Here is an 11,757-nt window from a genome sequence, read left to right as displayed (position 1 = left end):
GAAAGCGCTATAGAAAGCGGGTTGGAGTCGGGTCTCGATAAGGCACAGAAGAAAGCGCGCGATAAGCCACACGATAAGTCACGTGATCAGCCCCACGATAAATCACAATTACGTAGCGCATTATTACAGGCCCGCAAAGCCATGTCCGATGATGACCGAAGCGCCTTCAATACGGCTATTGGCGACCAAGTGATTGCGTGGGCCACGTCATTGGTGGCGCACCATCCTGAAATAGTGATAGGGGTGTATTGGCCGATACGCAACGAGCCAGATTTACGCCCGACCTATGCCGCGTTGATCGCACAAGGCGTGCAACTGGCGCTGCCTGTGGTGGTAGACAAAGACGTACCGCTGCGCTTTGTCCGCTGGACGCCGGGCGACGCAATGCTGAAAGACAGCTTCGGCGTCGCCATCCCCGCTAATCAGACGATAGTTAATCCGCAAGCATTGCTAATCCCATGCGTCGGCTTTAACCGGGAGCGGCTACGACTGGGCTATGGCGGGGGATTTTATGACCGGACACTGGCGATTGCGCCGCGCCCGACAACAGTCGGAATTGGCTATGCAAACGGATTGGCAGAGTTTGAAGGCGCGGCCCACGATATTGCTTTGGATTTGATATTGACCGAGACGGGGCATCTATAAACCGAAAAAGGATGGGCATCGCCTGACACCTTGCTGCGATGCTGGCAATCCCATCCTTATTCACGTTACGGCTTTCCCTGTAACGGCGATCAAATCTTTTGACAGGCTTTAATTTACTTCAAACGCTGCCAGATCGCGGTCGTCGCAGCAGCATTATTAAGGGTGTAAAAATGCAACCCCGGCGCACCGCCAGCTAACAAGCGTTCACACAATTGCGTCACGACATCTAAACCAAATGCGCGGATTGACTCGGTATCGTCGCCAAAGGCGGCCAGTTTCAGACGTATCCAGCGCGGAATTTCCGTGCCGCACATATCCGAAAAGCGCATTAACTGAGAATAGTTGGTAATCGGCATAATCCCGGCAATTATCGGCACTGCAACGCCCAGTTTTTGGGCTTCCTCGACAAAACGGAAGTACGCGTCGGTATTATAAAAATACTGTGTGATAGCGCCATTGGCACCCGCTTTTATCTTCGCTGCGAAACGCTGTACGTCATCTTGCGGCGATTTTGCCTGCGGATGCATTTCAGGATAAGCGCCGACTTCGATATGAAACCAGTCACCGGTTTCGGTGCGGATAAACTCTACCAATTCGTTCGCATAACGAAACTCACTGGAAGAAAAATCCATCGCACCATAACCACTAGGTGCATCGCCCCGCAATGCGACCAGACGTTTGATACCGTTCTCTTTATATTGGGTGAGGATCTCCCGCAATGACTCGCGTGAACTCCCCAGACAAGATAAATGTGGCGCGGCGTCATGGCCTTCGCGACGAATTTCCAGGACCGTATCCAGCGTACCTTTTTGGGTCGAGCCGCCAGCCCCAAACGTAACCGAAAAATATTTCGGATGCAGCTCAGCCAACTTGGCCCGCGTCACGCGTAATTTTTCGGCGCCTTCCGGCGTCTTTGGCGGGAAAAACTCAATGCTGAAATTTTGTGGAGACATTTAATTTTTTTTCAATAACAAGGTCGATAAAGCCCACGACACAATACTGTACAAAATAGCGCCAAATACGGCTGCCCAGAAGCTGGCAACATGAAAGCCACCGACCAGTTGCGCCACTACCCAGAACATCAGGCCATTAATGATAAAAATGAACAAGCCAAGTGTCAAAACAGTGGCGGGCAACGTCAATACCAGCAATATCGGGCGAATCAGCGTATTCACAAAACCGAGGATTAAAGCAGCAATCAATGCCGCACCAAAACTATCCACGGACACCGAGTGCAACAAATATGGGACTGCCAGCAGCGCCAGCGCATTAATCAACCACGTAACCAGTAACCGCATGCGTTTCTCCCCTTGATCAACTTACAAACTTGTAAAACTTGTTCAGGTAAAACCCGTTAGTTTTATATCGTATTAAGTGCGTCGGATGCATTTACAGCAGCGACATCCGACGCACAATTTACATACTATCTAAACACTATTTTTACGCGTATTAATAACGGTATTGGTCCGGCTTGTAAGGTCCGGTTTGCTTCACACCAATGTACGCGGCCTGCTCTTCTGTCAGCACGCTCAATTGCGCATTCAGTTTTTTCAATTGCAGACGTGCGACTTTCTCGTCCAAATGTTTCGGCAATGTATATACGCCGATTGAATAAGCCTTGGTATTGGCGAACAATTCGATTTGCGCGATGGTTTGATTGGCAAACGATGAGCTCATAACATACGAAGGATGGCCTGTACCGCAACCCAGATTCACCAAGCGACCTTCTGCCAGCAGGATGATGCGTTTGCCATCAGGGAAAATAATATGGTCAACTTGCGGTTTGATGTTTTCCCAAGTGTATTGCTTGAGCGCGGCGACTTCAATTTCATTGTCGAAATGGCCGATATTACAAACAATCGCCTGATCCTTCATCTTCGCCATGTGCGCGTGGGTGATGACATGATAGTTACCGGTACAAGTAACAAAAATATCGCCGTGCTCTGCCGCGTAATCCATCGTCACGACGCGATAACCTTCCATCGCTGCTTGCAAAGCGCAAATTGGATCGACTTCCGTCACCCAAACTTGCGCCGACAATGCGCGCATTGCTTGCGCCGAACCCTTGCCGACATCGCCGTAACCAGCAATAACGGCGACTTTACCAGCGATCATAACGTCGGTAGCACGCTTGATGCCATCGACTAATGATTCACGGCAACCGTACAAATTATCAAACTTGGATTTAGTCACGGAATCGTTGACGTTAATCGCAGGGAAGGCCAATTTTCCTTCTTTGTGCATCTGGTACAAACGATGCACGCCGGTGGTCGTTTCTTCGGTCACGCCTTTGATTTGCGCCAGACGTGTCGAATACCAGTTTGGCGAAGTAGTCAGTTTTTTCTTGATGGCGTTGAACAAGCAAATTTCTTCTTCAGAAGTTGGGTCGTTCAATACCGATGCATCTTTTTCAGCGCGTGTCCCCAGATGCAACAACAACGTGGCATCACCACCGTCATCGAGAATCATGTTGGCTTGCTCTTCACCCGGCCATTCAAAAATCCGATGAGTGAAATCCCAATACTCATCCAGCGATTCGCCTTTAAAAGCAAAAACCGGCGTACCGGCAGCAGCGATTGCAGCGGCAGCGTGATCTTGGGTTGAGTAGATATTGCAGGACGCCCAACGCACTTGGGCGCCTAACGCCTCCAATGTTTGGATCAAGACTGCAGTTTGAATCGTCATGTGAATCGAACCGGTGATGCGCGCACCTTTGAGAGGCTGAGCAGCAGCGAATTCTTGCCGAATAGCAATCAGGCCGGGCATTTCGGTTTCAGCAATACGGATTTCTTTATCGCCCCAACCAGACAAGCTGATATCGGCAACAACATAATCTGAAAATGCAGCGGAGCTAGAGTGAGAAGTTGAGGAAGAACTAGAACTAGAGATGGAAGTCATTACAGCGGCGTTCATCACGCCCTCCTTTCGTTAGAAAAAAAGAAACGTGAGCGCGGTTGCATACTACAGCGATGCCAAGCCTGGCAGACTATGTGGATGTCTGTCGCAACGCTCCTTGGCACGAAGTCAGTATTCTAAATCAAATTGCCATCGCTTTCAGCGCTTTACGATTTGCGCCGTCCAAAACATAAAAAGCGCGATTTTGAGCGGCATTTAGGGCGTTGCCTTGAGGCACTTTTCTCGAATTTGTCTCGAATGTGTCTTTATTTTGTCTCTATTTTGCGACGAAATCAGCCATCAAACCCAACCCATCTCGTAAAGTTCGCTCTTGATATAAGCGTAATACACCGGCGCCGCAACCAAACCGGGTAAGCCAAACGCGGCTTCGGTCAACACCATCGCCAGCAACAATTCCCAGCTACGAGCGTTAATTTGAGAACCGACGATGCGCGCATTCAAAAAATATTCGAGTTTGTGAATCACGATTAAAAATAGCAACGCCCCCAGTGCTACGTATAAAGAGACCGACAGCGCGACTAAAACGATCAGCGAATTTGAAATCAGGTTGCCAATCACCGGCAGTAAACCAGCCAAAAACGTGACGATAATCATGGTTTTGGTCAACGGCAAATGTACGCCCGCCAAACGCAATATCACCAACAGGAATATTGCTGTTAGTGTTGTGTTGAGCAAGGATATTTTGATCTGAGCGAAGACCACGCGACGAAATGCATCGGCCAGCAATTGCACCCGGCCTAGCAACTCTGACGATAATGGCTGCAATATTGGCATCGGATGCTCGGCATTCAACGCCACCATCGCGCCCAATACCATCCCGATCAAAATATGGATAAAGACTTGGATCGCCTCTTTTCCCGCCAGCGTCAATTCACCGTTGTGCGACTCTATCCATTCCGTCACCATCTGCCGGGTGCCAGCGATATCGTCGGGCAAATATCCCTGCAACATCGTTGGCACTTGGGTCCGCGCCTGATCGATGACCTCCATCAGCTTGGTCTGAATGACTAGCATCCGATCCGGTCCACCGTGAAAGAAGGCGACCAATCCCAGAATGATGCCAGTCAACGCCCCAATAATCACCGCCGATAACAGCACCACCGCGATCAGATGTGAGCGCTCGCTTGTTAACCGACGCTGAATTAACGGTGTCAAAGAGCGTACTAATTGATACACCAACAATCCGGCCAATAGCGCCGTCAGCAAATGCAAGGTCAGCACTAACACCAACCCAAGTATCGAAATCAACCATGCAGTAATACGAAATGGGGACACGTTACTCGTCACCGGACGCAGTCTGGGTGGTAACGGACGGCGCGGAACGGACGCCTGACTTGCAGAAGATTTGGACGAGGCCATAGAGGATTAACCGGAGCGCTGAAAACACAATCAGCACAATCAACACCAGAGGAAATACCGGTGCTGCATGTGCCATCAATGTCCGTTGGTAACGGAACAACTCAGTGTAGCAAGTCCTTGCGCGGCAGCAAAGAACGATTTTGAACAGACATTCGGTCTGTGTTCGTATTTTCAACCGATATCAATCGATATGCATCGATAGCGACCGACAGACGTAAAAAAACGTGAGAACAGACTTCACCGATTTACGGTAAAAGTCCGTCTCACGTTTCCTATTTTCAGGCCGTCAAGCAGTTACGCGGGAAATTACAAAGCTGCTTTCAACGCAGCAGCTTTATCGGTCCGCTCCCAGCTAAACTCCGGCTCTTCGCGGCCAAAGTGACCGTATGCAGCAGTTTTTTCATAGATCGGCCGTAACAGATCCAGCATCTGCACAATACCCTTTGGACGCAGGTCGAAATGTTCCAATACCAATTGCGCCAGCTTTTCGTCACTGATTTTGCCTGTGCCGAAAGTAGTCACCATCACCGATGTTGGTTTAGCGATGCCGATCGCGTACGACACTTGAATCTGGCAACGGCTGGCAAGACCGGCGGCAACGATATTCTTGGCGACATAGCGACCAGCGTAAGCGGCAGAACGGTCGACTTTAGACGGGTCTTTACCGGAAAAAGCACCACCGCCGTGGGGCGCAGCACCGCCGTATGTATCCACAATAATTTTACGTCCGGTCAGACCGCAATCGCCTTGCGGACCGCCGATCACAAAACGGCCGGTAGGATTCACCAGATAACGGGTGTTTTGCAGCCATTCCTTCGGCACCACCGGCTTAATGATCTCTTCAATGGCAGCTTCTTCGATCGCCTTGTGCTGCATTTCTGGTGCGTGTTGTGTCGACAATACGATGGTGTCGATACCAACCGGAACGCCATCGACATATTTCAAGGTGATTTGGGATTTTGCATCTGGACGAAGCCAAGGCAAACGGCCATCACGGCGTAATTGAGACTGGCGCTCAACGATGCGGTGCGCGTAATAAATCGCGGCGGGCATTAATTCAGGCGTTTCGTCGCAAGCATAACCGAACATCAAGCCTTGATCGCCAGCGCCCTGATCAAGATCAATCCCTCGACCTTCGTCGACGCCTTGGGCGATATCCGGCGATTGCTTGTCATAGGCCACCAGTACTGCGCAGCTTTTGTAGTCGATGCCATAATCGGCATTGTCGTAGCCGATGCGTTTGATGGTCTCACGTGCGACATTGATGTAATCGACATTGGCGTTGGTGGTAACTTCGCCAGCTAAAACAACCAGACCGGTATTGACTAATGTTTCCGCAGCGACACGCGCAAACGGATCTTGGGCCAAAATAGCATCAAGGATAGCGTCGGAAATTTGATCCGCGACTTTGTCGGGATGGCCCTCAGAAACGGATTCAGAGGTGAAGAGGTATTCGTGTGTCATGACAGGCTCCTGCTAAAAAGAAATACAGTGGTGACCATGCCGCAGTCCTACTGTAGAGCCTGCGACGCTTTAGCGAAATTTGTATACCGCTTCGCAAGTTGTCTATTAACTCGGCGGATGAATATGATGAAACTTGGACCAGCTATAAATAATAATATCGTGAATATTAAATTGCATCCAGCGACACCATCATTATAAAAAATGCATTACAACAGAGGTATTACTTGCCACACAGTCATTTTGACAGTGCAGCGTTGTGGTATTTTACGCCTTTTACAACATTTCGGCAAAACGCCTCCGGTCTCCTCCAATGCTTGTTGCTCTCTTTAAATTGTTATCTGGATTACCGCTATCTGCGTTGCACGCGATTGGCGCTTCGGTCGGCTGGCTGGTGTATCTGCTGTCGCCCTCTTATCGGCGCAAATTAAAAGACAACTTGGGGAGGGCTGGCTATCAGCGCCAGCTATCGCAAGCGATCCGCGAGTCGGGGAAGAGTATGTTCGAGCTTCCCTTCGTCTGGTGTGCCTCGCCAGAAAAAGTGTTGCGCACTGCCCGAATCGAAAACTGGGACTTGGTGCAAGCCGCTCTTGACGCCAATACCGGCGTGATATTACTCACGCCGCACTTAGGATGTTTTGAAATTATTGCGCAGGCCATTGCCGAAAAAACCCCGCTTACAGCACTGTATCGCCCACCCCGTAAAGCTGCGTTAAAACCATTGATTGAAGGCGCCCGCGCACGTCGCAATTTGCATCTTGCGCCTGCGAATCTGACGGGAGTTCGCGCATTGCTAAAAGCGCTCAAAAAAGGTCAGGCTATTGGTTTGTTACCGGATCAGGTACCGCAAAATGGCGAGGGCGTATGGGCTAATTTTTTTGGCAAACCGGCTTACACAATGACCTTATCGGCTAAATTGCACCAAATGAGCGGCGCGCCGATTATTTTGTCGTACGCAGAGCGACTTTCATTTGGCCGCGGTTTCGTGATTCGTTTTGTGCCGTTTGAAGAAGAGTTGGGCACGACGCCGCAACAACAAGCTGAAGCGATCAATATCGCGATGGAAAAACTCATTGCACGTTGCCCGGCCCAATATATATGGAGTTATAACCGCTATAAGACGCCGCCCGGCGTGAGCGCCCCCAACGCGCCCTCTGCCGACAATCAGGGACAAGCATGAAGGCGTTGATTTTTTTATTGTGGCTGACGCATTGGCTGCCGCTGTGGATTCTCGGCCCTCTCGGCGAAGCGCTTGGATCACTGTTGTTCATTATCATGAAACCGCGTCGCAAGATCACGTTGACCAATCTGCGGCTGTGCTTTCCTGACATGCCCGAAACAGAGCGTATCGCACTGGCACGACGTCATTTCCAAGCCTATTCGCGCAGCGCGCTTGAACGGAGCGTGCTGTGGTGGGCATCCGAGGCGCGTCTCAAAAGATTGATCAAAATCGATTCCGCGTTGCCGCTTGAGACGCTTAGCGCAGGTCCGACCATTTTGTTATGCCCGCATTTCGTTTGCCTGGAAATCCCCGGTATTGCGTTAGTGCTGAATTCATCGTTGTCAATTTGCACTATTTACTCAAGGCAGCAAGATCAAGTCGTGGATGCCGCTTTATTAAAAGGCCGTTCGCGCTTTCGCCCGGTAAAACTATTCACGCGTGAACAGGGCGTGAAACCGATCATCCGCGCCATGCGTGAAGGTTTTCCATTCATCATGCTGCCGGATATGGATTTCGGCACCAAAGATGCCGAGTTCGTGCCTTTTTTTGGTATTCCCGCAGCAACACTGACAGCGACCGCCAGAATTGCCGCCGCCACCAAAGCCAGCGTAGTGCCGATGATCGCCACCTTTTTGCCACGCTACCAAGGCTGGAAAGTCACCTTTTATCCTGCTTGGGAAAACTATCCCGGCGATGACATCTCCGAAGCCACGCGACGCATGAATGCCTTCATCGAAGCGCGTGTCTTAGAAGCACCGGCAGAGTATTTCTGGGCACATAAACGCTTCAAGACCAGGCCAGAGGGCGAACCTAGTCCTTACTAGTTCGCAAATTGACAGGTTGAAATTCACAATACCCATTTGTTCTGGCAGTTCTATAATCACGCAATGAAACTCAAATTTACCAAAATGCACGGCGCCGGCAACGATTTCATCGTGATTGATGCGATCAGCCAGCATATCGATTTCACCTCAGCGCAATGGCAGGCATTGGCTGACCGTCGCTTTGGCATAGGCGCGGATCAAATGTTGGTGGTCGAAAAACCACAAGCGGCAGGCGTCGATTTTCGCTATCGGATTTATAACGCAGATGGCGGCGAAGTTGAGCAATGCGGCAACGGCGCACGCGCGTTCGTCAAGTTCGTGACCGAAAAAAGGCTGACCGACAAACGCACCATCAAAGTCGAAACCATGTGCGGCGTGATCGAGCCTATGCTGGAAGCCGATGGCAGCATCAGCGTTGATATGGGCGCGCCGGTTTTGACGCCCGCATCGGTGCCGTTCGACGCCAGCGGATTGCAAGCCACGCAAGAAGGGGCGGACAATTTATGGCCTCTCGATATTAACGGCAAGCGTGCTTTGTTTTCAGTGGTATCAATGGGCAATCCGCATGCGATTCAAATCGTCAGCGATGCCGAAGCAGCACCGGTAAACGTAGATGGTCCGCTTATTGAGCATCATCCGCGCTTCCCTAGACGGGTAAATGCCGGATTTATGCAAATTGTTGACCGCCATCAAATTAAGTTGCGGGTATTTGAACGCGGTGCTGGCGAAACACTGGCCTGCGGAACTGGCGCGTGTGCCGCTGTCGTCGCAGGTATCCAACGCGGCTTGTTAGATTCCCCGGTAAAAGTGGAAACCCATGGCGGCGCGTTATCGATAACGTGGAATGGTATTGATCAGCCAGTCAAACTCACCGGTCCTGCGGTGACAGTGTTTGAGGGCGAAATTGAGATGGGTGCTTAGTGCTTAGTGCTTAGTGCTTAGTTAACACTACTGCTTAGTCAGTTGATTTAGTACTAATAGAGTATGAAGCTGCCGAAAAATAGCCGTTTTGCCGGCAACAACTTAAGCAACGGTGTGAACTCTGCTTAAGCTTGCCCTTAAAATCCCAGGCATGCGCTAGCTACTCAACTCAGCAGCATCTTCATCTTCATCAGTCCCGACGTCGGTCAACGCCGCTGCCGGTAGCGCGGTCTTAAAACGATACAGGCGCTGGCGATAATTTCCCTCGGGACCGTGCGGACCACAATCCACATCTTCAAACAATCTCGCCAGACGATTCAATGCCTGCCGTTCGTCGCCAGTTTCAATCAATACCAACCGACGTTTGCTGCGCGCGTAAGACATACGAATATCCACCACCAGACAATGGCCGCAATCCGCCTGATTCAAATCCAGCAGTAACGCTTCGGGGCGGCTTAAACCAAATAGCAGCGCAAGTTCGATCCGCGCCGCCAAAAATGGATGGCTGGCCACCAACTCGCGCGTTAATTGCTCTTTCGCGGCCAATGCCCAAGTCTTCGGACGGGCCCTATCGGCAATTTTTGACAATAATGTCTGCGCAACATCACTTCCCTGAATCGCGGCTTTTTGCAGCCAATACACCGCTTGTACATCGTTGGTCAGTTTTTCACGTCGATTGCGCCAGGCACTGACGCCGCATTCCAGCTGAGCGGCGCGATGGCCCATTTCAGCGGCGTGCTCCAGATGGCGCTGCATATCGTTCAAATTACGCTGAGAAAATTCGGACTTTAAATATATTCGCGACAACGCATACCAGGCTTCAGACAAACCACGCTCACCCGCCTGCGTCAGCCAGCGGATCGCTTTTTTATAATTGGCGGAACCTGCACCAACAACAATCCGCTCTCCGTCGCTATCCATGCGGGCGTACCATAATCCCAAATCCAGCTGAGCCGATTTGTCATCAGCGGACGCTGCCAGCTCTAAAAATTGCTGAACTTCGTTGACGTCAAAGTCCGTGGTCATCATCAAGGCGCGGGCACAACGCGTTAGCAGCAACAGATTTGCCTCACCCAAGCGCCGTGCCAATGCCTCTGAAGGGGCATGCAATTGCGCTAAATCTCCACCGTATTGTTGCGCTACTGCACGTGCGAGCGGCAAACCGCGCTCTAAAAATACAGGCCAGTCCTGATTATCCCAGGCGATTTGCGCCAACGCATGTTGGGCTTGCATGACGCCAGCATCAGCCGCCCTTGCCGTCCACTCAAGCGTCATGCCGCTGGTATCGCTCTCAACTGACATCGTCTGAGGCTGGAATAGCCCCCGCGCAGCGCTATTACTTCCAACAAGTTCATCCTTACTCTTATTAACAGCATTGCCGTTGTATTCTGCCGGATGTAGCGACGTCGCCACCTTGGATCTCGCAGCATATTGGGCCAGCAACCACTGCGCTTCCGGAATGCCAGCATGCGCCGCCGTTTCCAGCGCTTTTAATGCCTTCGCGCCAAAGTCACGGAACGCCGCGCTTTGAAGTGCCTCGCTATCGCGTAATACTAATTGGGCCAGAATCAACCCCGCTTGCATCACGCCAGCGTCAAACGCGCGCTCATACCATGCGCAGATATCGTGTTGATTACTTGCACCAAGTGCAACATCCAACGGGATATGACTGCCAATTAATATCCATGCATCCGCTTCCTGCTGCTGTGCGGCGCGATCCAGCCAGTGCAAAGCAGTAGGAAAGCTCTGCGGCAATCCGTTGCCACCAAACAGGTAACGCTTTCCCAGCGCAAGCTGAGCTGCGCCCTGCCCAGCCCGCGCAGCACGAATAATCGCCAAGTCTTCCCGTTTAGCCATAAACACCCATCACGCAAAAGCGTAAATTATCTCCGATAAATTAAGAATCCTTTATTTGATACTGAATTCCAATTAAGTTCGCATCTTTAATACAACATATTGTATTTTTTTGACATTCTTAAAGATTCACCATTTTGGCGCGCCAGAAATAGTGAGAAACACGGCATAGTTCGCCGAAAATGCACCAAAAAATCTTATCTATCGCCAACGCATTCCAACTAGAAACAAAATTTAGGCAACTTATTACTTTTCCTCAAAAAACCTTTTAAGGAATTGCCGCAGAAACTAATAGGTCCACTTTTATTTTTGCGACGCGTTCATGGAGTTTGACGTCCAGCACATGCCAACACTTTAATAAATGACAACATATTCGATCTACATCTAAAGCGCTGACTTCCCCGCGATTTAACACCGATCTGCGCCAGAAGTCTGATTCGAATGTGGGCAGAAAATGAACAACTCAAACGGTCCTGAGCCTGCTTTGTGTCACAAAAATACAACAGAATCATCAACCCGACCCAATTTCGACCAATTTATAGCGCGACAGAAGAC

The 11,757-nt window shown here is 50.6% G+C and carries 10 protein-coding genes and 1 riboswitch; of the genes, 4 read left to right on the top strand and 6 right to left on the bottom strand.

Going from position 1 to position 11,757, the window contains the following annotated elements:
• Positions 1 to 21: 21 nt before the first annotated feature.
• On the top strand, positions 22 to 645 hold the full coding sequence (locus tag C7W93_RS20580; protein ID WP_225869951.1) for a 5-formyltetrahydrofolate cyclo-ligase: 624 nt from the start codon (positions 22 to 24) through the stop codon (positions 643 to 645).
• A 113-nt stretch (positions 646 to 758) separates the two neighbouring features.
• Here the strand turns inward: C7W93_RS20580 and metF are convergent, their stop codons facing one another.
• The 5 genes from metF to metK all read right to left on the bottom strand — a co-directional run bounded on the left by metF (position 759) and on the right by metK (position 6,384).
• Positions 759 to 1,598, bottom strand: a complete 840-nt coding sequence (gene metF / locus C7W93_RS20575; protein WP_108442078.1) for a methylenetetrahydrofolate reductase [NAD(P)H] — start codon at positions 1,596 to 1,598, stop codon at positions 759 to 761.
• Positions 1,599 to 1,943 (bottom strand): phage holin family protein, encoded by a 345-nt coding sequence (locus C7W93_RS20570; protein WP_108442077.1) that lies wholly within the window; start codon positions 1,941 to 1,943, stop codon positions 1,599 to 1,601. It lies immediately after the preceding gene.
• A gap of 151 nt (positions 1,944 to 2,094) precedes the next feature.
• On the bottom strand, positions 2,095 to 3,558 hold the full coding sequence (gene ahcY / locus C7W93_RS20565) for an adenosylhomocysteinase (protein ID WP_201747300.1): 1,464 nt from the start codon (positions 3,556 to 3,558) through the stop codon (positions 2,095 to 2,097).
• A gap of 26 nt (positions 3,559 to 3,584) precedes the next feature.
• A riboswitch (S-adenosyl-L-homocysteine riboswitch) is annotated at positions 3,585 to 3,666 on the bottom strand.
• Positions 3,667 to 3,840: 174 nt separating this feature from the next.
• The gene (locus C7W93_RS20560; protein WP_225869950.1) at positions 3,841 to 4,836 is read right to left on the bottom strand and encodes an AI-2E family transporter; all 996 of its coding nucleotides are present in this window, start codon (positions 4,834 to 4,836) and stop codon (positions 3,841 to 3,843) included.
• A 390-nt stretch (positions 4,837 to 5,226) separates the two neighbouring features.
• Entirely contained in the window at positions 5,227 to 6,384 is a 1,158-nt protein-coding gene (gene metK, locus C7W93_RS20555; RefSeq protein WP_108442075.1) for a methionine adenosyltransferase, read from the bottom strand.
• 310 nt (positions 6,385 to 6,694) lie between these two features.
• Here metK and C7W93_RS20550 point away from each other — a divergent pair, with 310 nt between their 5' ends.
• From C7W93_RS20550 to dapF, 3 genes are all read left to right on the top strand, one after another.
• Positions 6,695 to 7,561 (top strand): lysophospholipid acyltransferase family protein, encoded by an 867-nt coding sequence (locus C7W93_RS20550; RefSeq protein ID WP_108442074.1) that lies wholly within the window; start codon positions 6,695 to 6,697, stop codon positions 7,559 to 7,561.
• The gene (locus C7W93_RS20545) at positions 7,558 to 8,427 is read left to right on the top strand and encodes a lipid A biosynthesis acyltransferase (RefSeq protein ID WP_108442073.1); all 870 of its coding nucleotides are present in this window, start codon (positions 7,558 to 7,560) and stop codon (positions 8,425 to 8,427) included. The genes C7W93_RS20550 and C7W93_RS20545 overlap by 4 nt, the downstream gene beginning before the upstream one ends.
• A gap of 63 nt (positions 8,428 to 8,490) precedes the next feature.
• Positions 8,491 to 9,348, top strand: a complete 858-nt coding sequence (gene dapF / locus C7W93_RS20540) for a diaminopimelate epimerase (RefSeq protein WP_108442072.1) — start codon at positions 8,491 to 8,493, stop codon at positions 9,346 to 9,348.
• Between the two features lie 156 nt (positions 9,349 to 9,504).
• Here dapF and C7W93_RS20535 read toward each other — a convergent pair whose 3' ends face one another.
• The gene (locus C7W93_RS20535) at positions 9,505 to 11,205 is read right to left on the bottom strand and encodes a tetratricopeptide repeat protein (protein WP_108442071.1); all 1,701 of its coding nucleotides are present in this window, start codon (positions 11,203 to 11,205) and stop codon (positions 9,505 to 9,507) included.
• Between the last annotated feature and the right edge of the window lie 552 nt (positions 11,206 to 11,757).

The organism is Glaciimonas sp. PCH181, from assembly GCF_003056055.1.
Taxonomy (GTDB): Bacteria; Pseudomonadota; Gammaproteobacteria; order Burkholderiales; family Burkholderiaceae_D; genus Glaciimonas.
Note: the sequence above shows the minus strand (reverse complement) of the source record. Positions and strands in the feature narration are given on the sequence as shown.

Coding starts and splice junctions, on each gene's coding strand:
- metF (WP_108442078.1), bottom strand. CDS start 1,598: ATGTCTCCACAAAATTTCAGCATTGAGTTTTTCCCGCCAAAGACGCCG.
- C7W93_RS20570 (WP_108442077.1), bottom strand. CDS start 1,943: ATGCGGTTACTGGTTACGTGGTTGATTAATGCGCTGGCGCTGCTGGCA.
- ahcY (WP_201747300.1), bottom strand. CDS start 3,558: ATGAACGCCGCTGTAATGACTTCCATCTCTAGTTCTAGTTCTTCCTCA.
- metK (WP_108442075.1), bottom strand. CDS start 6,384: ATGACACACGAATACCTCTTCACCTCTGAATCCGTTTCTGAGGGCCAT.
- C7W93_RS20550 (WP_108442074.1), top strand. CDS start 6,695: ATGCTTGTTGCTCTCTTTAAATTGTTATCTGGATTACCGCTATCTGCG.
- C7W93_RS20545 (WP_108442073.1), top strand. CDS start 7,558: ATGAAGGCGTTGATTTTTTTATTGTGGCTGACGCATTGGCTGCCGCTG.
- dapF (WP_108442072.1), top strand. CDS start 8,491: ATGAAACTCAAATTTACCAAAATGCACGGCGCCGGCAACGATTTCATC.
- C7W93_RS20535 (WP_108442071.1), bottom strand. CDS start 11,205: ATGGCTAAACGGGAAGACTTGGCGATTATTCGTGCTGCGCGGGCTGGG.